Source organism: Brevundimonas sanguinis, assembly GCF_029636725.1.
Classification (GTDB): Bacteria; Pseudomonadota; Alphaproteobacteria; order Caulobacterales; family Caulobacteraceae; genus Brevundimonas; species Brevundimonas sanguinis.
This window is the reverse complement of record NZ_CP116770.1, coordinates 487,067-511,592: the sequence shown is the minus strand read 5'-3', so window position 1 is coordinate 511,592 and position 24,526 is coordinate 487,067. Positions and strand designations below refer to the sequence as shown.

26 protein-coding genes, 1 tRNA gene and 1 other RNA gene are annotated in these 24,526 nt (G+C 69.4%); 10 read left to right on the top strand and 18 right to left on the bottom strand.

The window, feature by feature from the left end; genetic code table 11:
* The first annotated feature begins 252 nt into the window (after positions 1-252).
* The gene (locus PIB44_RS02470; protein WP_025976132.1) at positions 253-1,608 is read left to right on the top strand and encodes a M23 family metallopeptidase; all 1,356 of its coding nucleotides are present in this window, start codon (positions 253-255) and stop codon (positions 1,606-1,608) included.
* 20 nt (positions 1,609-1,628) lie between these two features.
* Here the strand turns inward: PIB44_RS02470 and PIB44_RS02465 are convergent, their stop codons facing one another.
* The 9 genes from PIB44_RS02465 to PIB44_RS02425 form a co-directional block, all read right to left on the bottom strand.
* Positions 1,629-3,311: a TadG family pilus assembly protein gene (locus PIB44_RS02465; RefSeq protein WP_278070294.1), complete on the bottom strand. Its 1,683-nt coding sequence runs from the start codon at positions 3,309-3,311 to the stop codon at positions 1,629-1,631.
* A 1-nt stretch (position 3,312) separates the two neighbouring features.
* Positions 3,313-3,732, bottom strand: coding sequence for a TadE/TadG family type IV pilus assembly protein (locus PIB44_RS02460; RefSeq protein ID WP_025976130.1), 420 nt, complete (start codon positions 3,730-3,732; stop codon positions 3,313-3,315).
* Positions 3,733-3,859: 127 nt separating this feature from the next.
* Positions 3,860-3,934 (bottom strand) — tRNA-Gly (locus PIB44_RS02455).
* Between the two features lie 94 nt (positions 3,935-4,028).
* Positions 4,029-4,988, bottom strand: coding sequence for a TraB/GumN family protein (locus tag PIB44_RS02450; RefSeq protein ID WP_278070293.1), 960 nt, complete (start codon positions 4,986-4,988; stop codon positions 4,029-4,031).
* 38 nt (positions 4,989-5,026) lie between these two features.
* Complete coding sequence (locus PIB44_RS02445; protein WP_025976128.1) at positions 5,027-5,224, bottom strand: helix-turn-helix transcriptional regulator; 198 nt, start codon at positions 5,222-5,224, stop codon at positions 5,027-5,029.
* Between the two features lie 10 nt (positions 5,225-5,234).
* A complete protein-coding gene (locus PIB44_RS02440; RefSeq protein WP_278070292.1) occupies positions 5,235-5,678 on the bottom strand; it encodes a hypothetical protein in 444 nt (147 codons plus the stop codon).
* A 79-nt stretch (positions 5,679-5,757) separates the two neighbouring features.
* Positions 5,758-6,972 carry a DNA recombination protein RmuC gene (locus tag PIB44_RS02435; RefSeq protein WP_025976126.1) on the bottom strand — a complete coding sequence of 405 codons (1,215 nt, stop codon included), beginning with the start codon at positions 6,970-6,972 and terminating at the stop codon, positions 5,758-5,760.
* Positions 6,973-7,027: 55 nt separating this feature from the next.
* A complete protein-coding gene (gene recR / locus PIB44_RS02430) occupies positions 7,028-7,645 on the bottom strand; it encodes a recombination mediator RecR (RefSeq protein WP_134582220.1) in 618 nt (205 codons plus the stop codon).
* Positions 7,645-7,974 carry a YbaB/EbfC family nucleoid-associated protein gene (locus PIB44_RS02425; RefSeq protein WP_025976124.1) on the bottom strand — a complete coding sequence of 110 codons (330 nt, stop codon included), beginning with the start codon at positions 7,972-7,974 and terminating at the stop codon, positions 7,645-7,647. The genes recR and PIB44_RS02425 overlap by 1 nt, the downstream gene beginning before the upstream one ends.
* A 172-nt stretch (positions 7,975-8,146) precedes the next feature.
* Here PIB44_RS02425 and PIB44_RS02420 point away from each other — a divergent pair, with 172 nt between their 5' ends.
* Positions 8,147-8,761, top strand: coding sequence for a malonic semialdehyde reductase (locus PIB44_RS02420; protein ID WP_278070291.1), 615 nt, complete (start codon positions 8,147-8,149; stop codon positions 8,759-8,761).
* Positions 8,762-8,901: 140 nt separating this feature from the next.
* On the opposite strand, the gene PIB44_RS02415 is transcribed toward PIB44_RS02420, so the two are convergent.
* The 3 genes from PIB44_RS02415 to ffs all read right to left on the bottom strand — a co-directional run bounded on the left by PIB44_RS02415 (position 8,902) and on the right by ffs (position 11,547).
* Positions 8,902-10,788, bottom strand: coding sequence for a DNA polymerase III subunit gamma/tau (locus PIB44_RS02415; RefSeq protein ID WP_278070290.1), 1,887 nt, complete (start codon positions 10,786-10,788; stop codon positions 8,902-8,904).
* 57 nt (positions 10,789-10,845) lie between these two features.
* The gene (locus tag PIB44_RS02410) at positions 10,846-11,235 is read right to left on the bottom strand and encodes a DUF3597 domain-containing protein (protein ID WP_025976121.1); all 390 of its coding nucleotides are present in this window, start codon (positions 11,233-11,235) and stop codon (positions 10,846-10,848) included.
* A gap of 218 nt (positions 11,236-11,453) precedes the next feature.
* An RNA gene (gene ffs / locus PIB44_RS02405) (signal recognition particle sRNA small type) lies at positions 11,454-11,547 on the bottom strand.
* Positions 11,548-11,618: 71 nt separating this feature from the next.
* On the opposite strand from ffs, the gene nudC reads away from it, so the two are divergent.
* Positions 11,619-12,536 carry an NAD(+) diphosphatase gene (gene nudC, locus PIB44_RS02400; protein ID WP_278070289.1) on the top strand — a complete coding sequence of 306 codons (918 nt, stop codon included), beginning with the start codon at positions 11,619-11,621 and terminating at the stop codon, positions 12,534-12,536.
* A gap of 180 nt (positions 12,537-12,716) precedes the next feature.
* Here nudC and PIB44_RS02395 read toward each other — a convergent pair whose 3' ends face one another.
* Positions 12,717-13,439, bottom strand: coding sequence for a 3-deoxy-manno-octulosonate cytidylyltransferase (locus PIB44_RS02395; protein WP_278070288.1), 723 nt, complete (start codon positions 13,437-13,439; stop codon positions 12,717-12,719).
* A gap of 148 nt (positions 13,440-13,587) precedes the next feature.
* On the opposite strand from PIB44_RS02395, the gene PIB44_RS02390 reads away from it, so the two are divergent.
* Complete coding sequence (locus tag PIB44_RS02390) at positions 13,588-14,286, top strand: c-type cytochrome (RefSeq protein WP_025976118.1); 699 nt, start codon at positions 13,588-13,590, stop codon at positions 14,284-14,286.
* A 74-nt stretch (positions 14,287-14,360) separates the two neighbouring features.
* Here PIB44_RS02390 and PIB44_RS02385 read toward each other — a convergent pair whose 3' ends face one another.
* Together PIB44_RS02385 and PIB44_RS02380 are read right to left on the bottom strand one after the other, a co-directional pair.
* Positions 14,361-15,161: a C40 family peptidase gene (locus tag PIB44_RS02385; protein ID WP_278070287.1), complete on the bottom strand. Its 801-nt coding sequence runs from the start codon at positions 15,159-15,161 to the stop codon at positions 14,361-14,363.
* An 80-nt stretch (positions 15,162-15,241) separates the two neighbouring features.
* Positions 15,242-16,624, bottom strand: a complete 1,383-nt coding sequence (locus tag PIB44_RS02380; protein WP_278070286.1) for a leucyl aminopeptidase family protein — start codon at positions 16,622-16,624, stop codon at positions 15,242-15,244.
* An 88-nt stretch (positions 16,625-16,712) separates the two neighbouring features.
* Here PIB44_RS02380 and PIB44_RS02375 point away from each other — a divergent pair, with 88 nt between their 5' ends.
* The 6 genes from PIB44_RS02375 to arfB all read left to right on the top strand — a co-directional run bounded on the left by PIB44_RS02375 (position 16,713) and on the right by arfB (position 21,593).
* Positions 16,713-17,516, top strand: a complete 804-nt coding sequence (locus PIB44_RS02375; protein ID WP_278070285.1) for a tetratricopeptide repeat protein — start codon at positions 16,713-16,715, stop codon at positions 17,514-17,516.
* Between the two features lie 243 nt (positions 17,517-17,759).
* Positions 17,760-18,230 carry an iron-sulfur cluster assembly scaffold protein gene (locus PIB44_RS02370; protein ID WP_278070284.1) on the top strand — a complete coding sequence of 157 codons (471 nt, stop codon included), beginning with the start codon at positions 17,760-17,762 and terminating at the stop codon, positions 18,228-18,230.
* 80 nt (positions 18,231-18,310) lie between these two features.
* Positions 18,311-18,559: a membrane protein insertion efficiency factor YidD gene (yidD, locus tag PIB44_RS02365; protein ID WP_024355105.1), complete on the top strand. Its 249-nt coding sequence runs from the start codon at positions 18,311-18,313 to the stop codon at positions 18,557-18,559.
* Positions 18,556-20,496: a threonine--tRNA ligase gene (gene thrS / locus PIB44_RS02360; RefSeq protein WP_134582210.1), complete on the top strand. Its 1,941-nt coding sequence runs from the start codon at positions 18,556-18,558 to the stop codon at positions 20,494-20,496. Before yidD ends, thrS begins: the two co-directional genes overlap by 4 nt.
* A gap of 228 nt (positions 20,497-20,724) precedes the next feature.
* Positions 20,725-21,195 carry a YaiI/YqxD family protein gene (locus tag PIB44_RS02355; protein WP_278070283.1) on the top strand — a complete coding sequence of 157 codons (471 nt, stop codon included), beginning with the start codon at positions 20,725-20,727 and terminating at the stop codon, positions 21,193-21,195.
* A complete protein-coding gene (gene arfB, locus PIB44_RS02350) occupies positions 21,192-21,593 on the top strand; it encodes an alternative ribosome rescue aminoacyl-tRNA hydrolase ArfB (RefSeq protein WP_278070282.1) in 402 nt (133 codons plus the stop codon). Before PIB44_RS02355 ends, arfB begins: the two co-directional genes overlap by 4 nt.
* On the opposite strand, the gene PIB44_RS02345 is transcribed toward arfB, so the two are convergent.
* Genes PIB44_RS02345 through PIB44_RS02335 form a run of 3 tightly spaced genes read right to left on the bottom strand, consistent with a single transcriptional unit; the run spans position 21,594 to position 24,474 of the window.
* A complete protein-coding gene (locus PIB44_RS02345) occupies positions 21,594-22,097 on the bottom strand; it encodes a hypothetical protein (protein WP_278070281.1) in 504 nt (167 codons plus the stop codon).
* Positions 22,098-22,117: 20 nt separating this feature from the next.
* Positions 22,118-23,701 carry a 2-polyprenylphenol 6-hydroxylase gene (gene ubiB / locus PIB44_RS02340; protein WP_278070280.1) on the bottom strand — a complete coding sequence of 528 codons (1,584 nt, stop codon included), beginning with the start codon at positions 23,699-23,701 and terminating at the stop codon, positions 22,118-22,120.
* Positions 23,689-24,474, bottom strand: a complete 786-nt coding sequence (locus tag PIB44_RS02335; RefSeq protein ID WP_278070279.1) for a class I SAM-dependent methyltransferase — start codon at positions 24,472-24,474, stop codon at positions 23,689-23,691. Before PIB44_RS02335 ends, ubiB begins: the two co-directional genes overlap by 13 nt.
* Positions 24,475-24,526 lie beyond the last annotated feature (52 nt).

Sequence of the window (24,526 nt, the reverse complement as noted above, 5' to 3'; positions counted from 1 at the left end):
CAACTCTACCGTGTCATCGTCGCCACTACACGACGATCAGACCCTAAAAATGGCGAAGATTCACGACAGGACCGCAGCGAACGTCGAAATACTTCATCAACCCCCCGCCAAGTTAACCGAATGTAACCTGACCGCTTCCCATCATGGATCAGCCGGGCTATACGGCTCGCTTCACTGTCGGTCGGGGACGTCCGGCGTGACCTAATTTCGACTGGTCTGGCGCAGCACGCGTCGTTGATTCGCCGGGGACCCATGGCTCAGTTCGATCCACGCCGCCAGCCCGTTCGGCTTGCGCCGCACCTGCTGACCACCTGCGCCGCCGTCGGCATCGCCCTGCTGGCGGGTCGAGGGTTTGAACAGGTGAAGGCCGAGGAGGTTCCACCTCTGACGGCGGAACAGATCGAATTTCTTGAGGCCCAGGCCTACGCCGCCGCCGCCGCTCCTGCCGGCATGACCACCCCCGAAGCCATTCCCGTACAGATTCGTCGCGGCGAGACGTTCGAACAGGCCGTGCGCCGCACCGGCGTCGGCGCCGAAGAAGCCCGCGCCGTGGCCGACACCGTCGCCAGCGCCTTTGACCTCAAGGACCTGCGCGCCGGCCTGAAGTTTGAAACCGCCGTGTCCAAGCCGCGCGGCGGCATGGGCGACGCCCGCTTGATCGGCCTGACCATGCGCACCGGCCCGGCCAGCCAGCTGACCGTGTCGCGCAGCTTCGACGGCGCGCTTCGCCTGCGTTCGCTGGATGAAAAGGTGACCGAGGAAACCGTCGTCGCCAACGACAAGGTTCAGCGCTCCCTGTCGGCCAGCGCACGCGAACTGGGCGCTACCTCGGCCGTGGTGCGCCGCGCCAGCCAGCTGTTCGCCCACAAGTTCGACATGCAGCGCGACGTGCGCGCCGCCGACGAATTCACCCTGGTCTTCGACCGCAAGGTGACCGAATCGGGCCGCACCGTCGAAACCGGCGAGCTTCTTTACGCCGAGCTGAAGGGCCACGCCTTCTATCGCTTCCAGCCCGCCGGCTCGAAGACGGCCCAGTATTTCGACGCCACCGGCAAGAACACGCGCACCGCCATGATGCGCACGCCGCTGCAGAACTTCCGCCGCGTCAGCTCCAACTTCGGCGTCCGCACCCACCCGATCTCGGGATATCGCAAGATGCACCAGGGAATGGACTTCGCCGCATCGACCGGCACCCCGGTCGTGGCCCCCGCCGACGGCGTGGTGGTCGAGGCTCGCCGCTGGGGCGGCTACGGCAACTGGCTGCGCATCCGCCACGCCAACGGCCTGGAAAGCGGCTACGGCCACCTGTCGCGCTACGCCTCGGGCATGCGCGCGGGCCAGCGCGTGACTCAGGGCCAGGTCGTCGCCTATGTCGGCTCGACCGGCGCCTCGACCGGACCGCACCTGCACTACGAAATCTGGCGCAACGGCCAGCGGATCAATCCCTCGGGCATCAAGACCCAGGAAGGCACCGTCCTGGCGGGCGCCGACCTGAACGCCTTCCGCGCCGAGAAGGCCCGCATCGACCGCATCATCGCCGCCGGCGGCCAGCGCCGCCCCGCCGCCGTGCAACAGGCCGCCAACGGCCTGCGTCCCGCCGAAGGCTGATACCGGGCGACAGTCGCGCCTCAACCGACCAGTTGCGGCGCGCCTTCCTGATTCGGACACCGCACGCCGTGGACCCGCAGGTCCGCCTCGCCCAGACGCACGCCCAGAAGCTCCAGCAGGGGCTGAACCACCCCGTCCAGAACGGGACCTAGCGGCGTCAGCAGCCCGCGGACGGTCCCCAACAGCTCGCTGACCGGCAGACTGATCAGTCCTCCCAGCAACTCGACCTTCAGGTCCAGTTTGGTCAGCAGGCTCGCGATCACCCCGTGGCCGAACTGTTTGGAGCCCACCGTCTTGGGTTCGCCCGCGGCGATATCGACGGCGGTGAAACGGACCTGGCGCCAATCAGGGTCGGCCGCCTCTATGTCCGCCCGGCCGGTCACATTGGCCGCCTTGATGCCGAGAAGCCCCAGGACCGACACCAGAGGCGCAGGCGTGACGGTCAGTTTCGACTTGAAGTCGCGCAGTTTGGTCTTGTCGACGGCGCCGATCGCCGCCCGCGCCACGCCGGGCTTGACCTCCAGCGTTGCACCGGGCCCTGGGGCGCAGTCGATCTGCTTCAGCCGCGCCTGCGCGCTCGCCGCTTCGATCAGGACAGGAAGTTTGATCGCGGTGAGATCCGACAGGGCCTTGGCGGTCGTCGCCTCAAGATAAAGCCGCGTCTGGACCGTGCGGATGATCGGCTCGCCCCTGCTGGTCACCGTCAGCCAGGGCGACCGGTTCGGTCGCTCGCCTATAGCCAGCACGACATCCAGGTCGGCTATGCCAAGCCGCGCGCCCACATCCAGCGCCAGCTGGCGTTCCTTGTTCGCCGTCTGCAGGGTCGCCATCAGCAGGTCAAAGACAGACACCTGGGCGTTCAACCGCTCACGCAGTCCCTGACGGGCGTCGGCCTCCACGCCGATGAGATCGCCGAGTTTCAAACGGGCGTCCGCGGGCGCGCTCGTCAGCTTGCCCAGCGCGCTGCTGGGCCCCGCGCCTGCAATCCGCTCCAGCACGCGCAGGACACGCCCGGTCTCGACCTCATGCTTCAGCAAAGCGTCATAGTCCCCCGCCGTCACCCCCAGATCCGCCGCCAGCGCGTCCGAGAACTGCAGCAGGCTGACCTGGGCGTCGAGCAGGCTTCTGTAATCCATCAGGGTCAGCGACACCCGGCCTCCCAGAAGGCCCGACAACAGGCTGTTGGCCAGCCCCCCATCCACCGACCCCAGCCGCGACCCGATCGAGAACAGGGCTGTCGGCGCGCCGCCGGGCCGCGCGGCCGTCGCCTGTTTGGTGATCGACACCGCATCGCGCCCCAGAACGACGCGGCTAAAGAACAAGGGGGCGGGCGCCGTCGCCGTCACCTGCGCGGCGTTGACCTGCCCTTCGGCCGCGACGAACCTCTGCGACTGCTTCAGCCTGGGGTCCGGCATATAGACGCCCGTCTGCACGCTTAAGGTCGCGATATCCGCCAGATTGGCGCGCGCCGTCGCCTCCGCCGCCGCTTCGGCGCGCTGAAGCGAGCCCGCGGCCGCCAAGGCCGACAGATCGACTGCGCCTTGCAGCTCACGCCCCTTCAGGACCACCATTCCCACATCGACCGCCAGGGCGGCGCTGACGCAGATCAGCGCGCCGAAGGCCGCCGACATGATCGTCACCCCGCCGCGCCGGTTGCGTCCCAGACGCCTGATCGCCCGCCGCAGACCGTCCGCCCCGTTCACATCAGACCTCATTGATCTGAATGACGGCGGCGCGACGGATGACCTTGGGCGGCGACACGGTCAGGGGCGCCAGGGCCATCAGAGGGTGATGAGCGGCGTCATAGGCCACCACGACGCGGAAAAACCGACCGTCAACGCTGGTCTCTACAGAAGCGTCTGCGGCCCTCAACCCCAGATTGCGCAGATGCCCCTCGACGCCGTCACGGGCCAGTTGCTCTCGCTCTGCGGGATCGAGCCCGGCGACCGCCGCGCGCGCGCCTTCCGACACCGCCGCCTGAACCGAATGGGCCATCCACAGCCAGCCGCCGTAAACGATCATGCCCACGACCAGCAGCAGAAAGAAGGGACCGACGATGGCGAACTCGATCGCCGCCGCGCCTGTGCGCCTACCCGCTACACCAGAACCACACGCCTTCTGCATCGTCGCGCTCCTGACTGAGCAGCGATCATGCGCAACACAACTTAAAGGAGAATGAAGGCGCTCAACAACTCGCGCGCGCTGCCGCTGCGTCGAAGCTCTGCATGCTGGAGAAAGCGCTGGGAGGTGTTGGAGCGGGTAGCGAGAATCGAACTCGCGACATTCAGCTTGGGAAGCTGACGTTCTACCTCTGAACTATACCCGCATCGCCGAAGCGAGCGCGGAAGATATAGGGCGCGGAGCAAAAGAAAAGGCCCGGCGAACCGGGCCCCTGATTTTTCTCAGATCTGGCGACGGCCCTAGTCGCGCACTTCCTCGACCTTGACGCCCCGCTTGGCCAGCATGGTCTGGACGCTGTCGGCGCCTGCCAGGTGGCCCGCGCCCACCGAGATGAAGGCCGTGCCCGAGCCCTCCAGCAAGGTCAGGATCTGCCGGGTCCAGTCGGCGTTGCGGCGCGTCAGCATGACGTCGTACATTTCAGGCGACTGGGCCTTCATCTCCTGGCCGATCAGGGCGTCCAGGCTGTCGACGTCGCCGGTCGACCAGGCGCCGACCATGCGGCCAAGGAACTCGGGCGCCTGCTCGAACTCCTTCAAGCCGGAGCGCAGCATGGCCAGTTGCGCCTCTTCGGACATGTCGGCGATGAAGCCGATCTGTTGCGCCATCGTCTCAAAGCCCTTGATCGGCTTGCCGGCGGCGGCGGCGCGGGCGTGCAGCACCTGGTCCCCGCCGTTTTGCGGCAGATAGCCGGCCTTGGTGATGCTGGCGATCGCCAACTGCAGGGCCGCGAACCAGGGCCGCAAGGGATCCAGCGAAGCCCCCGTGGAGCCGACCTGGCGTGCGGCGGCGTCGAGGTCGGCCAGTTCTTCAGCCGTCAGCAGGCTGGACAGGGGGCGGTCCGGCGACACGCCCTTGGCCTGAATGATCGGCACGGCGCCGGCCGCATCGTTCAGATCGGCGATCTCGAACCAGTATTCATCGGCGCTGGCGAAGGCCCGGTCCAGCTTGGCGCTGCCCCAAGGCGTCTCGGGCTTCAGCACATGGACGGTGCCGAACAGATAGAGGGTCGAATCCTCGTCCTTCACCACCCACAGGCGCGGGCCGGATCCGGCCGGAGCGGCCACCACCGCGGCGGGATCGACGGCGGCGGGCGCGGCCTGGGCGAAGGCGGGCGTGCTCGGCGCCAGCAGGGCGGCCCCGAGGGCGACGACGGAGACAGAGGCGCAGGCGCAGGCGCGGCTCCAGAGGCGGCGGATCATGGTCGGGCTCCTAAGTCGCAGGAAAAAAGGGAGACGCGTCAGCCCTCTTCGTCGATGAAGATGGACTCGATGGGCATCTCAAACAGCCGCGCGATCTTGAAGGCCAGCGGCAGGGAGGGGTCGTAGCGGCCGGTCTCCAGCGCATTCACCGTCTGGCGCGAGACACCCAGTTCCTGCGCCAGGTGCGCCTGGCTCCAGTCGCGCTCGGCGCGCAATACCTTGAGGCGGTTCTTCACGGCGTCCTCCTCATCGGCGTCCCAGCCACCACCAGGCCCAGGCCAGGCCGTAGCCGGCGAGCTGGAACAGAAGAATGGCCATCATGCCGGTCAACAGCAGTTCCGGCGGCGTCTCGCCCGCCCATTGCGGCAGCACGACCTCTTCGCGCCGCAGCGACAGGACCATCAACAGCACGGCGCCGACCGCCATGCCGCTGGTCCCGCCCCAGAACCAGGACCATTTGTGGGCCTCGCGCGCGGCCTCGTCGAGATGACGCCACCACCAGACGCAGATCAGCAGCGCCCCCGCCATCACCAGACTCAGCATCACAGCGGTCATGGCGAACCCGCCCACGCCGGGCCGGTCGGACAGGATCACGCCCAGGACGCCGCCGATAAGCCCCAGGCCTAGAGAAACGGCGAACACCAGCAGGGCGCCGCGAATCCCAAGCGGCTTGAACGATTTGAACGACATCGGCGCTCTCAGGCAGAAACAGACAAGTTTGTTTGTCAGTCCCAGCGCACCACGTCAAGCGTGTTTGTCACACCCGGTGTCATTCCGGCGCGTTCAGCAGCTCCGGCCGGCTGAGGGCGCGGGGCGACTGTTCGACGGCGGTCAGTTCGGGCAGTTCCTTGCCTTCGTGGTCGACCTTCAGGTCCTCGAAACGGCGGGCCGAGACCATGACCTGGCTCTCCAGCGAGCCGACGAACTGGTTGTAGCGGCCGACTGCCGCGTCCAGCGCCTTGCCGACCGAGGCGGCGTGGCCGCCCATCACCGACAGGCGCTTGTAGAGCTCCTTGCCCAGGCGGGCGACGTCCTCGGCGTTCCGGGCCTGCTCCTCGGCGCGCCAGCCGTAGGCGACGGCCTTGCACAAGGCGAACAGGGTGGTGGGGGTGACGATGACCACGCGCGAGGCCATGGCCGTGGTCATCAGGTCCGGCTCATGGTCCAGGGCGGCGGCCAGGAAGGCGTCGCCGGGCACGAACATGGCGACGAAGTCGGGGCTGGGTTTGAACTGGTCCTGATAGGCCTTGGACGACAGCTGGCGCACGTGGGTCTTCATGCTGGCGGCGGTGCGCAGCGACATGGCGCGGGCCTGGGCCTCCTCGTCGCCGTCCGCCTCGTCAGGGAAGGCCAGGGAGACCTTGGCGTCGATGACGAACATGCCGCCGCCGGGCAGTTTGACGATGAAGTCCGGGCGCTGCTGGCGGCCCTCGTCATTGGCCGAGGAGTTCTGCTCCTCGAAGTCGAAGCGGCCGGCCATGCCTGCGGCTTCCAGCACGTTGCGGCAGGTCTGCTCGCCCCAGCGGCCGCGCCGGCCGGTGTTGCCTTTCAGGGCCTCGGTCAGGCGCCGCGCCTCGTCGCGGGTGGCGGTGGAGGCGGCCATCAACAGGTTGAGCTGCTCCTTCAGCCCGCCGGTCTCGTCGGCGCGGCTCTTCTCCAGAGCGGTGACGTGCTCCTGAAACTTGGCGAGGGTCTCCGAGACGGGCTTGAGCTGAGCCTCCATGCGCTCGCGCGCGACGCGGTCCTGGGCCTGGAAGGTCTCGGTGGCGCGGGCGACCAGCTTGGCCGCCACGGCCTCGGCCGACTGCGAAGCCTGAGCCTTGAGGAACTCGGCCATGGAGTCCCGGCTCTCCTCCATCAGCTCCAGCCGGGCGTCGGCGGCGTCGAGCGCCCCCTTCGTCTTCTGCCAGCCCATGTAGGCCCACAGGAAACCGCCGCCCGCCATCAGCGCGACGACCAGCAGGATGAGTTCGAGCGTGTTCATGCTCCGTTCCTAGCGGGAGTCGGGAACGGAAGAAAGTCGCCCGTCGGGATCCGGTTCAGGCGGGCCGCCGGGCCCGCAGCGCCTGGATGATGGTGCCGTCGTCCAGCCAGTCCAGCTCGCCGCCGACCGGCACGCCGCGCGCCAGGGAGGTGACCTGCACCCCCGCCGCCGACAGGCGCTCGGCCAGGTAATGGGCCGTCGTCTGGCCGTCGACCGTGGCGGGCAGGGCCAGGACGACCTCCCTCGCCTCGCCGCCGCCCATTTCGCCGCCTTTGACCCGGCCGATCAGTTCGGCGATGCGCAGCTGTTCGGGGCCGACGCCGTCCAGCGCGGAGAGCAGGCCGCCCAGCACGTGATACTTGCCGCGAAAGGCGCCCGAGCGCTCCATGGCCCACAGGGCGCCGGCCTCCTCGACCACGCAGATCAGGGCGTTGTCGCGGGTCTGGTCCGAGCAGACCGAGCAGGGATCGCGCGTATCGGGCGCGCCGCAGACCGAACAGTTGACGACCTTGGCCGCCGTCTCGGCCAGAGACGCCGCCAGCGGGACCAGCAACTGCTCGCGCCGCTTCAACAGGGCCAGCGCCGCGCGCCGGGCCGAGCGCGGGCCCATGCCCGGCAGCTTGGCCAGCAGGCTGATGAGCCGTTCGATTTCCGGCCCGGCGGAAGCGGCCATCAGAAGAGTTTCGGCATTCCGGGGATGTTCATCCCGGCCATCGGCCCGGCGGCGTCGCGCATCAGGGCGTTGTTGATCTCGTCCAGCTTGCGCTTGGCGTCGGCGTGGGCGGCGACGATCAGGTCGGCCAGGATCTCGCCCTCGCCGGGGGCCATCAGGCTGTCGTCGATCTTCACCGAGGTGATTTCGCCGGGGCCTTTCAGGGCGACGGTGACAAGGCCGCCGCCCGAGGTGCCCTCGGCGGTGGATTCGGCCATTTTCGCCTGGGCGTCCTGCAGCTTCTGCTGCATCGCCTGGGCCTGTTGCATCAGGGCGTTGAGATCTTTCATGCCCCCTAGATAGGATCAAGCGCCGCCCGGCTCCAGACCCCCGCGAAGAAAGCGTGTCGCGGCGCCTTGCGGCTATTCGCTGAGAAATCGCCGGCCGATCCCTTGACGCGTCCGCGGCCCCTCCCTAATTAGCCACACATGGAGTTGCTAATTAGTTTCTGGAGAAGCCCTAATGGCCTTTGACGCCCTTTCCAACCGTGACGTTCCGGTCTCCGACGCCGTTCTGGCCCGACTGTTCACCGAAGCCCGCACGCACAACGGCTGGAGCGACCGGCCGGTATCCGAAGACCTGATTCGCAAGCTCTACGACCTGACCAAGTTCGGCCCCACGGCGGTCAACATGACCCCGGCCCGCTTCGTCTTCGTCACCTCGCCAGAAGCCAAGGCGCGCCTGGCCCCGCACATGGCCGAAGGCAACCGCGCCAAGACCCTGGCCGCGCCGGTCAACCTGATCATCGCCCAGGACATCGACTTCCACGACACCCTGCCCAAGCTGTTCCCGCACGCCCCGGGCGTGCGCGACTGGTTCCTAGACGAGGCCGGCCGACGCGAGGCCGCCTTCCGCAACGCCTCGCTGCAGGGCGGCTATCTGACCATCGCCGCGCGGGCGCTGGGTCTGGACGTGGGGCCGATGTCGGGCTTCGACCCGGCGGGCGTGAAGGCCGAGTTCTTCGCCGACAGCAATGTCGAGCCGAATTTCATCATGAACCTAGGCTACGGCACGGACGAGAACCTGTTCCCCCGCTCGCCCCGCCTCGACTTCGAGGACGCCGCGCAGATTCTGTAAGCGGCATCCCTCTCCTCCCCACTTTATGGGGAGGGGACCGCGAAGCGGTGGAGGGGCTTAACGACGGCGAAACCCAGACGCCCCTCCGTCTCGGCCGTTCCGCGTCCGATCCATCTCCCCACGCAGTGGGGAGGAGAAACTCAGTCGTCGTCGCCCGCCTCGCCGTCCTCGGGGATGGCGGGCATCTCGACCGCCGGGGCCAGGGTGACGATCTCCTTGATCTCGGCTCCGGGGAAGGCCTGCATGATCGACACCACGAAGGGGTCCGCCTCGACCGCCGCGCGGCGGGCGGCGCGGGCCTTCTTCTCGACCTCGATCAGGGTCTCGCCGCCGCCCTGGCCGTTGGCGGCGATCAGCCAGGTGCGGCCGGTCCATTCCTTCAGACGACCCGCCAGACGCCGCGCCAGGTCGTGGGGCGAGCCTTCGGCCGGTTCATAGGTGATGGCGCCGGGACGGAAGCTGACGACGCGAACGTAGCGCTCCACGTCCATCTGCAGCGTGATTTCGCGCTTCTCGCCGATCAGGGCGACCACGGCCTCGAAGCTCTGCGGGTCCGGCAGGGCGGGCGCCGCCATCGGCCGCGCCGCCAGCATGGCCGAGGCGCCGCCGCCTCCCCCGCCAGAGCCCCCGCCTGAACCGCCGCCGCGCGGGCCGGCCCCGCCGCCGGGCAGGCCGCCCGACTGGATGGCCTTCAGCGCCTCTTCCGGCCCCGGCAGGTCGGCGGCGTAGGCCAGCCGCACGATGGCCATCTCCACCGCATCCGCGGGGTTCGGCGCGCGCCGCACCTCGTCCAGCGCCTTCAGCAGCATCTGCCAGGTGCGCGACAGGGTTCCGGCCGAGATCGCCGCGCCCAGGGCGGCCAGCTTCTGGGCCTGATCGCCGGGCAGGCGGGTGGCGTTCGGCCCCAGCATCTTGGCGACCGAGGCCGCGTGGCAGTGCTCCAGCAGGTCGTTGGCCACCTGCACCGGATCGGCGCCGTAGCTGTAGAGGGTGCGGAAGGTCGTCAGCGCCTCGGCCGTCTTGCCCGCCATCGTCTGTTCGAACAGGGCGATGGTCTGGGTGCGGTCGGCCAGGCCCAGCATGTCGCGCACCGTGGCCGTCTCGACCACCGCGCCGCGTTCAGCCTGAACCAGCGCCTGATCCAGCAGCGACAGGCCGTCGCGCACCGAGCCCTCGGCGGCGCGCGAGATCAGCGCCAGGGCCTCCTGCTCGATCTTCATGCCCTCGCGTTCGGCGACGCGGCCCAGATGGCCGACCAGAACCTCCGGCTCGACCCGGCGCAGGTCGAAGCGCTGGCAACGGCTGAGGATCGTCACCGGCACCTTGCGGATCTCGGTGGTGGCGAAGATGAATTTGGCGTGCGGCGGCGGCTCCTCCAGCGTCTTCAGCAGGGCGTTGAACGCCTGCGTCGACAGCATGTGGACCTCGTCCAGCACATAGACCTTGTAGCGCGCCTCGACCGGCGCGTAGCGGACGCTTTCGAGGATGTCGCGGATGTCGTTGACGCCGGTGTGCGAGGCGGCGTCCATCTCCATCACGTCCATGTGCTGGCCCGCCATGATGGCGGCGTCGTGCCGGCCGGTGAGGCTCAGCGCCAGGGACGGCTTGTCGATGGTCTCGGTTTCGTTGTTGAGCGCGCGGGCCAGCAGGCGCGCGGTCGTGGTCTTGCCGACGCCCCGCACCCCGGTCAGCATGAAGGCGTGGGCGATCCGGCCTGTGGCGAAGGCGTTGGTCAGGGTGCGGACCATCGCCTCCTGCCCGATCAGATCCTCGAACGCGCGCGGCCGGTATTTGCGGGCCAGGACGGTGTAGGCCTCGCCCTCGCCGGAGGTCGGCTCGACGAGCGCCGGGGCGGGAGCGGGCGCAGGCTGGGGCGCCGGCTGGGGCGCGGGCTCCGGCGCCGGTTCAGGCGCGGCGGCCGGCGGCGGCGCGCCGAACATGTCGCTGGTGTTGGGGTCGCGCTCTTCGACTTCGGGCGCGTCTTCCTCCCACGGAGGACCATCGAGACTGTGATCGGCGTCGCTCATGGCCCTGTCTTAGCGCGAAGGGATGCGGTCGCGCACCCCCTCGCGCCTAATCGGGACTCAGAGATCGGTGGGCAGTTGGCCGCCGTTATCGCGGATCTTCTGAATTACCTGCTTGTGCAGCCAGATGTTCATGCTGGCGCTGTCCGACTTGTCGCCGGTGTAGCCCAGTTCGTCGGCCAGCTCCTTACGCTCGGCCAGCGACGATTCCAGGCCGACCAGCTTCATCAGGTCGACGATGGAGGTGCGCCAGTTCAGCTTCTGGTCGCGCTGCTCGTTCATGAAGTCCAGGATGCCGGCGACATCGACCTCGGGCGCAGGCTGGGGCGCGACGGCGGCTGCGGTGGGCGCGGGCGCCAGGGTCGGGGCCGTCGCTTCAGGCGCGGGCGCAGCAGGCGTCGCCTCCTTTTTCTTAAAGACGCCGCCGAGGATCTTGCCGAGAATGCTCATTCGCCTGCTCCTGATGAGGGATGAAGCTGTTTCAGCGAACGAAGCGCGGCCCGGTTCCGTGAAGCTTGCACGACGGGTTTTCCATGCCGCCGCCTGCCGCCTCACTCGATCCTCGGGTCAAGCCCGAGGATGACGGCGGGTTAGACGAGGGGAGGTGCGCGAAAACGCGCTCAAGCAGCGAGCCGCCGCGCGACGAGCGATAGCGCACTAAAAAAGAAGAGGGTGGAGACCGCGACCCGAAGGGGAATTCGTTGTGGCTGCTGCCTTCCGGCCCTGACCAGGTTGGCGAAGCCTTCGCCCGCGATCTCCGAGAGGGGATATGACGGCGGACGGCGCGGGAATCAAGCCCTCCCCTGCGCGGGCGGTCGGGAGTATGAAGCGCCATGCCCTACCGTCACGCCTTTTCCGGCAATCCGCTCGACCGCTCCGGCGACCTTCGCAACGACGCCGCCTGGCTGGCCGAACAGGAGGCCAATCCCGAAGCCCTGGCCATGATCCTGTGGGAGGGGCGGCCGCTGATCGAACCGCATGACGGCGCCGAGCGGCTGGTCTGGCTGTCGCTGGGCCATGCGCGCGACCTGGCGCGCGACCGCGACGTCTTCCTGGGGTTGTGGAAGGGCGCGCCGGTGTTCGCCGCCGAGTTCGAGGGATCCATCGACCCGACCAGCGGACCGGCCGGGGGCCTGGGCCGCTTCGTCGAGATGCGCGAGGCGGCGCTCGTCCTGCCCGAGGCCGACGCCGGCATCGCCGCCACGGCCAAGAGCCTGTTCGACTGGCGCCGCCGCCACGGCTTCTGCGCCGCCTGCGGCAAGGCGACCGATCAGGCGTCCGGCGGCTGGAAGCGCGTCTGCCCGGCCTGCGGGACGGAGCATTTTCCCCGCGTAGACCCCGTCGTCATCATGCTGCCGATCTACAAGGGCGGCGCCGAGCCCTTGTGCCTGCTGGGCCGTCAGGCCGCCTGGCCCGAAGGCCGGATGTCGGCGCTGGCGGGTTTCATGGAGCCGGGCGAAGCGATCGAGGAGGCCTGCGCCCGCGAGGTGATGGAGGAGGCCGGGCTGACGGTGTTGGACGTGCGCTACCACTCCAGCCAGCCCTGGCCCTTCCCGGCTCAGCTGATGATCGGCCTGATCGCCGAGGTCACGACCGACGAGGCCGCCCCCGACCAGACCGAACTGGAGGCTGTCGCCTGGCTGACCAAGGCCGAGGCCCGCGCCGTCCTGGACGAGACCCACCCGACCATCCACGCCCCGCCGCCCTACGCCATCGCCCGGCGGCTGCTGGAAAGCTGGGCGGCGGAATAGGACCCTTCTCCCCTTGTGGGAGAAGGTGGGCGCCGGAGGCGCTCGGATGAGGGGTGTCGGCGTCGCGCTTGGAAAATGATGGGGCGACGTGGCAGCCGAATCTTCACGCCGCCTCGTAGTCACCCCTCATCCGTCTCGCTGCGCGAGCCACCTTCTCCCACAAGGGGAGAAGGGAGAGAGTCAGACCAACGCTCGCGCCGCCTCCAGATCCGCCGGATTGTCCACCGACAGCGGCGCCTCGTCGATTACCGAGGCCCAGATCTGCAGCCCCATCTCAAGGGCGCGCAGCTGCTCCAGCTTCTCGCGCGTCTCCAGCGGCGAGGGCGGGGCGGCGCAGAAGCGGGCCAGGGCTTGACGGCGATAGCCGTAGATGCCGACGTGGCGCCAGACGGGTCCGTCGCCGTAGAGGGTCGAACGGGTGAAATACAGGGCGCGGCCCGTCGTCGCGCCTTGCGGCAGGGCCAGGACCGCCTTGACCACGTCAGGATTGGTTCGATCCGAAACATCCGCCTCGGCCGCGACCAGGGTGGCGATGTCGCAGGCTGATTCGCGCGCCAGCAGCTCGGCGCAGGCCTGCGCCAGCCCCGGCGAGGCGAAGGGCATGTCGCCCTGAATATTAATGACCACCTCATGGGCGCCGTCGGGGTCGACCGCCTGGGCCGCCGCCAGGATGCGGTCCGAACCGCTGGGCAGGTCCGGATCGGTCAGCACCGCCTCGCCGCCCGCCCCCTGCACCGCCGCGACGATCTCGGGATCGCCGGCCGCCACGGCCACGCGGAAGCCCGACAGCGACGCCTGCTCCCAAGCGCGCACGATCATGGGCTTGCCGCCGATGTCAGCCAGGGGCTTGCCGGGCAAACGGGTGGCGGCCATGCGAACGGGTATCATTATCAGGGGTTTCATGGTCGCCAAGCGCCTTGAAAACGCCCGGAAACGTCCGGGCCGGTTGCGAAGGTCGCGCTAGCGTGTAAGAGACGCCCACGCAAGAATACGCCTAAGCGCCGCTTTGCGGTCGCGGGGCTCATCTAGAGACGGGATGCGACGACGCGGAATGAGCGGCGATCTGAAGTGGAACAAGATTATGGGCGCGTGCTTGGGTACCGCCTTTGCGATCCTGGTGGTCCAGCAGGTTTCGGGCATGGTCTACCACACCAAGCAGCCCGAAAAGATGGGCTACTTCGTCGACGCGCCGGATGAATCGGCCGCGGGCGCGGCTGAAGCCGCCCTGCCGATCGACTGGGGCACGGTCCTGCCGACCGCCGACCTGGCCGCCGGCGAAGCCGCCTTCGCGCGCTGCCAGGCCTGTCACACCGTGAACTCGGGCGGCGCCGACGGCATCGGCCCGAACCTGTTCGGCCTGGTCGGCGGCCCGGTCATGCACCGCGCCGGCTTCGCCTATTCGGACGCCATGGCCAAGCACAAGGCCGAGGCTCCGACCTGGAACTACGACGAGCTGGATCACTTCATCAACGCGCCGGGCCGCTATGTCCCGGGCACCAAGATGTCCTTCGCCGGCATTCGCGACGAGCAGACCCGCATCAACCTGATCGCCTGGCTGCGCACGCAAGGCTCGGGCGGTTACGCCATCCCGGCGCCGGACCCCGCGCGCCAACCGGGCGCCGCCGCCCCGGCCGAAGGCGAAGCCCCGGCCGCTGAAGGCGCCGCGGCCACCGAAGCTGGTTCGGCTCCGGCAGAGGCCCCGGCCGACGCCCCCGCGACTCAAGCGACGAACCCGGCGCCGCAAGCCTGAGGCTGACGGACAGTAGACGACGGAAAGGCGGCCCTCGGGTCGCCTTTCTTCGTTTCAGGGATCAGGTGGAGGGTTCAGACCCGACGGAAGATCGCAGACGCGAAGCCGTCGGCGGTCAGGCGCGCCTCGACCTCGGCCAAGGTCTCGATCACCACGCCGCCGCGCGCGCCGGTCGCATGAATGATGCGCTCAGCGTCAACCATCAGCGCGGAATGGCCGGTCCAGTCGCCCTCGGCCGAGGACAGCCAGATCGCCAGATCGCCGCGCCGGACGCCGTTTCGCGGCACGGCGCGGCCGATTTCGGCCTGCTCTGAAGCACGGCGCGGGCCGGGCAGGCCGCAGGCGAACAGAGCCTGCTGCACCAGCCCGGAACAGTCGGTCTCCACCGAAGACCGCGCGCCCAGAGCGTGAGGTCGGCCCAGCAGCCGCTCGGCCACAGCGACCAGATCGCGCTCGAAGGCGCCGACAGATTCGAGATCAGCCTCGGACAGGCCGTGCGCGTCTGCGCCGACCAGGGCGTTCAGCGGCAAGGCGGCGGAAACGGACGCCACGCGCCGGGTCGCCGGGGGCGCGCCGGAGGCCAGAGCCGCCAGCGACACCCACCCCACCACGCCGTCCCGCCGCGCCCGGCCCCAGGCGCGGTCCTCGCGACGCTCCAACACGTCAAAGGCCTCGCCGAACAGCAGCTGGTCGATGCGTTGTCCGTCGTCAGCGACGATATCGGCGACCGGCAGGCGGCAGTGAGAGGGATCGGTCGGGCGATAGGCCTCGGCCCGCATCAGACCTTCCAGCGCCTGTTCGGCCAGCACGACACGATCCCCGTCCCGCAGGATCAGGGGCGCGCCAGGCGGCAGCAGGGCCAGGACATGGGTCAAGCGGCGGTCTCTCGACGGCTCGTACAAATCGAACCGCCGACCCTAGGCGTCGATCCCAAAGGGGGCGTTAACAGCCTTGGCTATTTGACGAATTTGTCGCTGAGGTAGCGGAAGCAGGCGCGGATCGCCTGCGCCTCCCCGCCTTCGGGCCAGCCGGGTCGGGCGCGCGGATTCCAGGCGAAGACGTCCATGTGCGCCCAGCTTCCCGCCGTCGGGGCGAACTTCTGCAGGAACAGGGCCGCCGTCACCGACCCGGCCTGGGCCCAGGCGGCGGAATCGTTGCGCACGTCGGCGATCTCGCTGTCCAGCGAGGCGCGATAGCCCGCCCACAAAGGCATCCGCCACAGGGGGTCGCCCACGGCCCGGCCCGCGCTCAGCAGGCCCTCGGCCAGGGCGTCGTCGTCGGTGTAGAGCGGCGGCAGTTCGGGACCGAGCGCGATGCGCGCCGCGCCGGTCAGGGTGGCGAAGTCCAGCGTCAGGTCCGGCTGGTGCTCGCCCGCCCGCGTCAGCACGTCGGCCAGGATCAGCCGCCCTTCCGCGTCGGTGTTGCCGATCTCGATGGTCAGGCCCTTGCGGCTGTTCAGGATGTCGCCCGGCCGGAAGGCGTCGGCCGACACGGCGTTCTCGACCGCCGCGACCAGCACCACCAGACGCACCGGCAGCTCGGCCTGCATGATCAGGCGGCCCAGCGCCAGGGCGTGGGCGGCGCCGCCCATGTCCTTCTTCATATTGCGCATCCCGGCGGCGGGCTTGAGGTCCAGGCCGCCGGTGTCGAACACCACCCCCTTGCCGACCAGGGCCACCAGCGGCAGGTCCGCCCGGTCCAGGTTCCAGCCGATCTCCAGCACCCGCGGCGCGCGGTGCGGGGCGGCGGCGCGACCGACGGCGTGAACGGCCGGATAGTTGTCTTCGAGCAGGGCGTCGCCCGTCGTGACGGTCAGGCTCGCGCCCGCCGCCTCGGCGATCTCGCGCGCAATGGTTTCAAGCTGCAGCGGCCCCATGTCGGCGGCGGGGGTGTCGACCATCTCGCGCGTCAGGGCGCAGGCGGCGGCGATGTTCAGCGTCGCCGTCAGGTCCAGGCCCTCCGGCGCGACCAGCCGCGCACGGCCGCGCTCGGGCCGCGCCTTGTAGCGGTCGAACACATAACTCCCCAGCGCGAAGGCCAGGGCCGCCGAATGCGCCGCCTCTCCCTCGACGCCCTCCAGTCGCCAGTCGCCCGCAGGCAGGCGCGCCGGCAGGCCGCGCGCCGTCATGGGATCGAAAGTCTCGCCCGCGCCGAACAGGGCCTGCTCCGGCGCGCCGTCGGCGCCGGGGACGACCAGCAGCTGGCCCGACTTGCCGGTGAAGCCGTTGGCCTCGGCCCAGGCGGCGATCCGTCCCTCCAGCGCCGCGCCAGACTTCACGATGCGGAGCGGGCGCGCGGCCTCGGCGGCGGCGATCAGCAGTTCGGACTGAGGGGACATAGGGGGACCTTTCCGACGCTTAACGTCGATTAACCAAACCTTGACCCGTCGGCGCGACCCTAGGGGCTGAACCGCCACGGACCCTTCCATGTCGCGCAACGCCGCCCTCGTCGCAACCGTCAGCCTGACGCTTCTGGCCCTCGCCGCCCCGGCCCTGAGCCAGACTGCGCCCGCAGCCCGCGCGCCCGCCGACGCCGCCACGCGCGCGGGCTATGACCGCGCCGACGCCCTCAGCCGCTCGGTGTTCTGGACCCAGGAGCAGCAGCTCAACCCGATGGACCCGGTCGCCGGGGTCAAGCTGGCCCAAGCCCTGCGCGAACTCGGTCAGTTCGATCAGGCCGCCGAGACGGCGGAAGGGGTGCTGGTCGTCCAGCCCGGCAATGTCGAGGCCATGCTGGAGGTCGGGCGCGCCCACATCGCGCGCGGCCAGGCCTTCTACGGCATCGCCGCGCTGGAACAGGCCAAGGCCGCCGCGCCGCGCGATTGGCGCCCGCTGTCGCTGCTGGGCGTGGCCTATCAGCAGGTGCGCCGCCCCGACGACGCCAAGGCCGCCTGGGCCGAGGCCCTGCGCCTGTCGCCCGACAACGCCGACGTCCTGACCAACGCCGCCATCGCCCGCATCGGCGAGGGCGACGCGCCGTCGGCCGAGATCCTGTTGCGCCGCGCCGCCGCCCAGCCGGGCGCCGGCCTGCAGGTGCGCCAGAACCTGGCCCTGGCGTTGGGGCTGCAGGGCAAGACCGCCGAGGCCGAGGCCATCCTGCGCCGCGACCTGCCGCCCGAGGCGGCGGACCAGAACCTGCGCTGGCTGGCCGCGCGGATGCAGGGGGGCGCGGCGGCGAGCGCGGAGACTTCGCCAACGGCGCGCACATGGTCGTCGCTGCAAGGCGGATAGAACGCGCTCGACGCCTCTCCCTCCCCGTCCCGGGGAGGGTGGTCGGAGCGAAGCGGAGATCGGGTGGGGAGGGCCAGGCGATCCTGGCCTCGACGCGATCCCGGCCTCAGCGCCTGAATAGCCTTGCCGCCCCCACCCGTCTTCGCCTTTCAGGCTCAGCCACCCTCCCCGGGACGGGGAGGGAGAGGCGTCGCGTTCGCAGCCTCTCTTCACCTTCCGCCTCCAAACGCCTATCTTCATCCCGTGATCGACGACCTCTACAGCGCGCGCATTCTGTCGCTGGCGGCCAACCTGCCGCACAGCGGGCGCCTGCCTGCGCCCGAAGGCTCGGCCGAACGGGTCGCCAAGCTGTGCGGGTCGAAGGCGATCATTGACGTGACGCTGGACGCCGACGGCTGCGTCAGCGACTTCGCTCAGACGGTCAAGGCCTGCGCCCTGGGTCAGGCGGCGGCGGGCGTGGTCGGCGAACATGTCCTCGGCGCTTCGGTTCAGGAGATCGAGGCCGCGCGCGACGCCATGTCCGCCATGCTGAAATCCGGCGGCGACGGCCCCGAGGGCCGCTTCGAAGCCTTGCGCGTGCTGAAACAGGTCGCCGACTATCCCGCCCGCCACGCCTCGACCATGGTGGCGCTGGAGGCGACGCTGGACGCCGTCAAGCAGGCGTTGGCCAAACACCACAGCGATACGCGAACTCGTCTCGCCGGCGCGGCCTGAACGGTGCGTCGGTTGATCCCCCTGCTGTGAAGAGGGATAAGCGCGACGAACCCGCAACAGAGCCCCCGGCGAAGGGACAGATGTCTCTCTACGAACGCAGCGTCCGCGCGGCCCATCGGGGCTATAAGCTGACGCTGTCCCCCCTGATCGGCCAGCAGTGCCGGTTCATGCCGACCTGTTCGGATTACGGGCGCGACGCCCTGATCCGGCACGGTCCGGTGCGGGGGGGATGGCTCACCGTGCGGCGCCTCTGTAAATGCCATCCCTTCGGCGGTTCGGGCTATGATCCCGTTCCGCCCGCCAAGACCGAAAAAGAACGACCGTCATGATCGAACTGAAATTCCCCGACGGCGCCGTGCGTCAGTATCCGGCCGGCTCGACGGGCCGCGACGTGGCCGCCGCCATCTCGCCCTCGCTGGCCAAGAAGGCGGCCCTAGTCGTCTGGAACGGCGAGCAGCGCGACCTGGACCGGGTCATCGACGGGAACGGCGACTTCCGCCTGCTGATGCGCGACGATCCCGAGGCGCTGGAGACCATCCGCCACGACGCCGCCCACGTTCTGGCCCAGGCGGTGCAGGAGCTGTTCCCCGGCACTCAGGTCACCATCGGCCCGGCCATCGAGGACGGCTTCTATTACGACTTCGCCCGCGACGAGCCCTTCTCGACCGACGACTTCCCGAAGATCGAGAAGAAGATGGCCGAGATCATCGACCGTGGCGCCCCGCTGGAGCGTCAGGTCTGGGACCGCGACACCGCCATCGCCCACTTCGAGGGCGTCGGCGAAACCTACAAGGCCGAGCTGATCCGCGACCTGCCCGAGAGCGAGACGATCACCGTCTACAAGCAGGGCGAATGGGCCGACCTGTGCCGGGGGCCGCACTTCCCGACGACCAAGTTCGTGGGCAAGGCCTTCAAGCTGACCAAGCTGGCGGGCGCCTATTGGCGCGGCGATTCCAACCGCGCCCAGCTGCAGCGCATCTACGGCACGGCCTGGGCGACCAAGGAGGACCTGGACGCCTATCTGCTGCGCATCGAGGAGGCCGAGAAGCGCGACCACCGCAAGCTGGGCCGCGCCATGGAGCTCTTCCACATGCAGGAAGAGGGTCGGGGCATGGTCTTCTGGCACCCCAAGGGCTGGGTGCTGTGGCGCGTGCTGGAGGCCTATATGCGCCGCCGTCTCGACGCCGCGGGATACGTTGAGGTCAAGACGCCGCAGGTGCTGGACCGCAAGTTCTGGGAGGCCTCGGGCCACTGGGACAAGTATCGCCCCAATATGTTCGTCTGCGAGACGGTCGAGGGCGAGACCCTCAGCCTCAAGCCGATGAACTGCCCCGGCCACGTGCAGATCTTCGATCAGGGCCAGCGCTCCTATCGCGAACTGCCGCTGCGCATGGCCGAGTTCGGCGCCTGCCACCGCTATGAGCCCTCGGGCTCGCTGCACGGCCTGATGCGGGTGCGCGGCTTCACTCAGGACGACGCCCACATCTTCTGCCGCGAGGACCAGATCGTCGAGGAGACGGCCGAGTTCATCAAGCTGTGCCGCAGCGTCCACGCCGACCTGGGCATGGAGACCAAATACATCAGCCTGGGCACCCGTCCTGAGCAGCGCGCCGGCGACGACGCCTTCTGGGACAAGGCCGAGGCCCAGATGCTGGAGGCCGCCCGCGCCGCCGGGTCCGAGCCGGTCATCACCGAGGGCGACGGCGCCTTCTATGCGCCCAAGCTGGACTTCATTGTCAAGGACGCCATCGGCCGCGAATGGACCTGCGGCACGATCCAGCTGGACTATGTGCTGCCGGAACGTCTGGACGCGACCTACATCGCCGAGGACGGCCAGAAGCACCGCCCGGTCATGCTGCACCGGGCGATCCTGGGGTCGTTCGAGCGCTTCATCGGCATCATGATCGAGAACTACGCCGGGGCCTTCCCGCTGTGGCTGGCGCCGACCCAGGCCGTGGTGGCGACCATCACCTCGGACGCCGACGGCTACGCCGAAGAGGTTCTGGCCAAGTTCCGGGCGGCGGGTCTGCGCACCGAGATCGATCTGCGCAACGAGAAGATCAACTACAAGATCCGCGAACACTCGGTCGCCAAGGTGCCCGCCATCGCCGTGGTCGGCCGCAAGGAGGCCGAGGAAGGCAAGGTCGCCATCCGCCGCTTCGGCTCCCAGGCCCAGACCATCGTCACCGTCGAGGAAGCCATCGCCATGCTGACGGACGAGGCCCTGGCGCCCGACCTGAAGCGCCTGCGCGACGGCCAAGCCTGACCATGCTTTCTCCTCCCCACCCGTGGGGAGGGGGACCGCCTAGCGGTGGAGGGGCCTTGCGACAGCAGACCCAAGCGGCCCCTCCGTCTCGGCGGCTGCGCCGCCGATCCACCTCCCCATTGCATGGGGAGGAGAAAGTCGCGTCGGGTCGAGGAGGCGGAGCCTTCTGACCGCGACCCAGCATCAGGCGGTCTTCTCCCTCGCGCCGAGCCGGGCCATAAGCCCTCCATGGCCACCACACTCTACATCGACGCCGACGCCTGCCCCGTAAAGGAGGAGGTGTACCGCGTGGCTCGCCGCTGCGGCCTGAAGGTCTTCGTGGTGTCCAACGCCTGGATCAACACGCCGCGCGAGCCGCTGATCGAACAGGTGGTCGTCGACGCCGGGCCGGACGTGGCCGACGACTGGATCGCCGAGCGCGCCAAGCGCGGCGACATCGTCATCACCGCCGACATTCCCCTGGCCGACCGCTGCCTGAAGTCGGGCGCCCAGGCGCTGAAGTCGAACGGCCAGCCGTTCACGACCGACTCCATCGGCTCGGCCCTGGCCGGGCGGATGATCGGCGAGCACCTGCGTTCCATGGGCGTGCCGACCAGCGGCCCCCCGCCCTTCTCGGCCGCCGACCGCTCGCGCTTCCTGCAGGCGCTGGACGCCGCCGTGGTGCGGGCGCGCAAAGAGGCGTCAAGCGAGGCGTCATGAGCCGCATTCCCGAGGAGGAGCTGGAGTTCCGCTTCTTCCGCGCCGGCGGTCCGGGCGGCCAGAACGTCAACAAGGTCTCCACCGCCGTGCAGATGCGGTTCGACGTCAAGAACTCGCCCAGCCTGACTGAGCCGGTGAAGGCGCGGCTGATGAAGCTGGCGGGCAGCCGCCTGACACTGGACGGGGTGATCGTCATCAGCGCCGTGCGCTTCCGCACCCAGGAACGCAACAAGGCGGACGCCATCGAGCGGCTGGAGGCCCTGGTCGCCGAGGCCTCGATCAAGCCGGTCTATCGCGTGCCGACCCGCCCGACGCGGGCGTCCAAAGAGCGACGACTGAAGGCCAAGTCCAGCCGGTCCTCGATCAAGAGCGGACGCGGCAAGCCGTCGCTGGACTGATCAGTCCGCAGCCGGGCGAAACAGCAGGGCGGCGATCAGGTCTTCCTCGTCGAAGCCGATGACCCAGTCGGTGGCCTGCTTTTCGAATATGACGCGGAACACGTCGGCGCCGTTCTGCTGATCCAGGTGCGAGATGGACTTCAGCGGGCCGAACTGTTGGAGCAGCGGCGCGACCTGTCCCGACTGGGCGCGAATCTGTTCGGCCATGTCAGGGGTGAACACCGTGTAGTCGATCTGACCGGCCTGCATGGCGGCGATCACGGCGCGCAAGGCCTCTTCTGAGCGAGCGATGTCAGGCGCGATCGCCGTCGTCGGCGCAGCCGGAGCGGCCTGCGGGCGAGCCGGAGCGGCGTCGCCCTCGAAGGCGTGCGGCAGGGTGGCCGCTGCTGCGCCCGAACCAGTCGCGGGGCCAGTCGCAGGCTGTGCAGGCGCCTGTTGCGCCAGCGCCGGGGCGGCCAGCAGGGTCGCGCCCATCAGGGCGGCGGTCAGAGAAAGGGTCTTCATGCGCAGGCTCCGAAGAAACGTCAGGCGACGATCATCGGCCAAAGCGTCAGCACCAAGGCGGCGGCCGACGCGCATACGGCGACGGTGACGGCGGCGACCACCCAGGGCCGCGTTCCGGCCTTGTCGATCACCAACGTCTGAGACGGCGGCGGGTTCTGCACCAGGCGCGACAGGGCCTTCAGCGCGGCCACGGCCTCGTCCATCGCTTCCTTGGCTTGGTTCGCCGGCCCCAGCTCGCGGCGGATCCAGCGCTCGACCACCGGCTTGGCGGCCTCCCACAGGTCGTGATCGGGATTGAGGCGGCGCGCCACCCCCTCGACCGAGACCATGGTCTTCTGCAACAGCACCAGTTCGGGGCGCATATGCATGTCGAACAGGGCGGTGATCTCGAACAGCTGGCCCAGCAGGCGGCCCATCGACACCTGGCTGGCCTGGCGGCCGATCACCGGCTCGCCGACCGCGCGCAGGGCCTGGGCGAAGGTGTCGACCGAATGGTGCGGCGGGACATAACCGGCCTCGAAGTGGACCCGGCTGATGCGATCGTAGTCGCGGCTGATGAAGCCCCACAGGATCTCGGCCAGGTAGCGGCGCTCGGCCGGTCCCAGCCGCCCGACGATGCCGAAGTCGATGGCCGTCAGTTGCGCGGGCGCGTCGGCGAACAGATTGCCCTCGTGCAGGTCGGCGTGGAAGACGCCATGGTCCAGCGCCTGAACCAGGAAGGCGCGCACCACCTTGTCGGCCAGGGCGTCCTTGTCGAGGCCCGGCAGTTGGACCAGCGCCGGGTCCGTCATCGGCAGGCCGGACGCCCATTCCAGGGTCAGCACCCGCTTGCCCACCCCGTCCCAGACGACGGCGGGCGCGGACATATAGCCGTCCTTGGCCATGACCTCGGCCAGTTCGGAGGCGGCCGCCGCCTCCAGCCGCATGTCCAGCTCCAGCTGCAAGGACTGGGCGATGATCTCGACGAAGGCCCGCGGCTCCAGCCGACGGGCGGGCTCGACGAAGCGATCGACCAGCTTGGCCCCCAGACGCATGGCGTCCAGCCCCTGGGCCACGCGGCGCTCCACGCCGGGGCGCAAGACCTTGACCGCCACCTTGCGCCCGTCCGCCAGCCAGGCCGGATGCGCCTGCGCCAGCGACGCGGCGCCCATCGGTTCGCTCAGATCAATGAACAGGCTTTCGACCGGACGGCCCAGCGAGCGTTCGATCTCGCGCTTGGCCTCCTCCAGCGGGAAGGGCGGCAGCTTGTCCTTCAGCCGGCCCAGGTCCTGGGCGAACTGCAGGCCGAAGATGTCGGCGCGGGTGGCCAGCACCTGGCCCAGTTTGATGGCGACGGGGCCGAGGTGCTCGAAGGCCTCGCCCACGCGCTGGCCGGGCCGCCCGGCGCGGTGTCTGCGGCTGGCGAGCATCTGAATCAGTTGCGCGAAGGGGCGGCCCCAGGCGGGCAGCAGCGGGTTGGCCTCGCGCGGGATCAGGGCGTCATGGCGCGCCAGCACCCAGCCCCAGCGAATCATGCGCAGGGCGGCGCCGACCGGATGGCGGACGGGCTGCGCCTCGGGCTTGGGCGGCGGGGCGTTGAAGGTCAGCCGGCTCAGATCGCCCACCCGTGGTGGATGGCGGCGATCCCGCCCGACAGGTTGGTGACGCTGACGCGGCTGAAGCCCGCCTCCTCGATCATCCGCTTGAAGGTCTGCTGATCGGGGAAGCGGCGGATGCTCTCGACCAGGTACTGATAGCTGTCGCGGTCCTTGGCGACCAGTTGGCCGATGCGCGGAATGGCGTGGAAGGACCAGGCGTCATAGGCCTTCCTCAGCGCGCCGGTCGTCGGGCGCGAGAACTCCAGGCAGATGAAGCGGCCGCCCGGCTTCAATGCGCGGCGCGCCTCGCGCAACGCCTGCGAAATGTCGGCCACATTGCGGATGCCGAAGCTGATCGAATAGGCGTCCAGACAGGCGTCCGGCAGCGGCAAGTGCATGGCGTCGCCGACGCCCCAGGCCATCTCGGGCTCGCCGCCCTTGGCCACGCCGTTCAGGATCATCTCGGCGTTGTAGTCCATGACGATGACGGTGGCGTCCTCGCCGCCGCGCCGGTCCTGCGCCGCGCGGGCCATCTTCGAATAGCGGCGGGCCATGTCGCCGGTGCCGCCGGCCATGTCCAGCACAACCTCGCCTGGCCTGACGTTCAGCTTGGCCGCCGTGGCGTCCTTCCAGATGCGGTGGACGCCCGCGCTCATCAGGTCGTTCATCAGGTCGTAGTTGGAGGCGACGGAGTTGAACACGCCGCGCACCATCTGCACCTTTTCCTTGGCGTCCACATCGCGGAAGCCGAAGGAGGAGGTCTTGCCGGAAGCGTCGGAGGAGGGATCGGCCTGGGTCATGGATGCGGGTGTAACGCCTCCCGCCCTCGCCGTCATCCGGGGAAGCGCCGCA

Coding starts and splice junctions, on each gene's coding strand:
- PIB44_RS02470 (WP_025976132.1), top strand. CDS start 253: ATGGCTCAGTTCGATCCACGCCGCCAGCCCGTTCGGCTTGCGCCGCAC.
- PIB44_RS02460 (WP_025976130.1), bottom strand. CDS start 3,732: ATGCAGAAGGCGTGTGGTTCTGGTGTAGCGGGTAGGCGCACAGGCGCG.
- PIB44_RS02450 (WP_278070293.1), bottom strand. CDS start 4,988: ATGATCCGCCGCCTCTGGAGCCGCGCCTGCGCCTGCGCCTCTGTCTCC.
- PIB44_RS02440 (WP_278070292.1), bottom strand. CDS start 5,678: ATGTCGTTCAAATCGTTCAAGCCGCTTGGGATTCGCGGCGCCCTGCTG.
- PIB44_RS02435 (WP_025976126.1), bottom strand. CDS start 6,972: ATGAACACGCTCGAACTCATCCTGCTGGTCGTCGCGCTGATGGCGGGC.
- recR (WP_134582220.1), bottom strand. CDS start 7,645: ATGGCCGCTTCCGCCGGGCCGGAAATCGAACGGCTCATCAGCCTGCTG.
- PIB44_RS02425 (WP_025976124.1), bottom strand. CDS start 7,974: ATGAAAGATCTCAACGCCCTGATGCAACAGGCCCAGGCGATGCAGCAG.
- PIB44_RS02420 (WP_278070291.1), top strand. CDS start 8,147: ATGGCCTTTGACGCCCTTTCCAACCGTGACGTTCCGGTCTCCGACGCC.
- PIB44_RS02415 (WP_278070290.1), bottom strand. CDS start 10,788: ATGAGCGACGCCGATCACAGTCTCGATGGTCCTCCGTGGGAGGAAGAC.
- PIB44_RS02410 (WP_025976121.1), bottom strand. CDS start 11,235: ATGAGCATTCTCGGCAAGATCCTCGGCGGCGTCTTTAAGAAAAAGGAG.
- nudC (WP_278070289.1), top strand. CDS start 11,619: ATGCCCTACCGTCACGCCTTTTCCGGCAATCCGCTCGACCGCTCCGGC.
- PIB44_RS02395 (WP_278070288.1), bottom strand. CDS start 13,439: ATGAAACCCCTGATAATGATACCCGTTCGCATGGCCGCCACCCGTTTG.
- PIB44_RS02390 (WP_025976118.1), top strand. CDS start 13,588: ATGAGCGGCGATCTGAAGTGGAACAAGATTATGGGCGCGTGCTTGGGT.
- PIB44_RS02380 (WP_278070286.1), bottom strand. CDS start 16,624: ATGTCCCCTCAGTCCGAACTGCTGATCGCCGCCGCCGAGGCCGCGCGC.
- PIB44_RS02375 (WP_278070285.1), top strand. CDS start 16,713: ATGTCGCGCAACGCCGCCCTCGTCGCAACCGTCAGCCTGACGCTTCTG.
- yidD (WP_024355105.1), top strand. CDS start 18,311: ATGTCTCTCTACGAACGCAGCGTCCGCGCGGCCCATCGGGGCTATAAG.
- thrS (WP_134582210.1), top strand. CDS start 18,556: ATGATCGAACTGAAATTCCCCGACGGCGCCGTGCGTCAGTATCCGGCC.
- PIB44_RS02355 (WP_278070283.1), top strand. CDS start 20,725: ATGGCCACCACACTCTACATCGACGCCGACGCCTGCCCCGTAAAGGAG.
- arfB (WP_278070282.1), top strand. CDS start 21,192: ATGAGCCGCATTCCCGAGGAGGAGCTGGAGTTCCGCTTCTTCCGCGCC.
- PIB44_RS02345 (WP_278070281.1), bottom strand. CDS start 22,097: ATGAAGACCCTTTCTCTGACCGCCGCCCTGATGGGCGCGACCCTGCTG.
- PIB44_RS02335 (WP_278070279.1), bottom strand. CDS start 24,474: ATGACCCAGGCCGATCCCTCCTCCGACGCTTCCGGCAAGACCTCCTCC.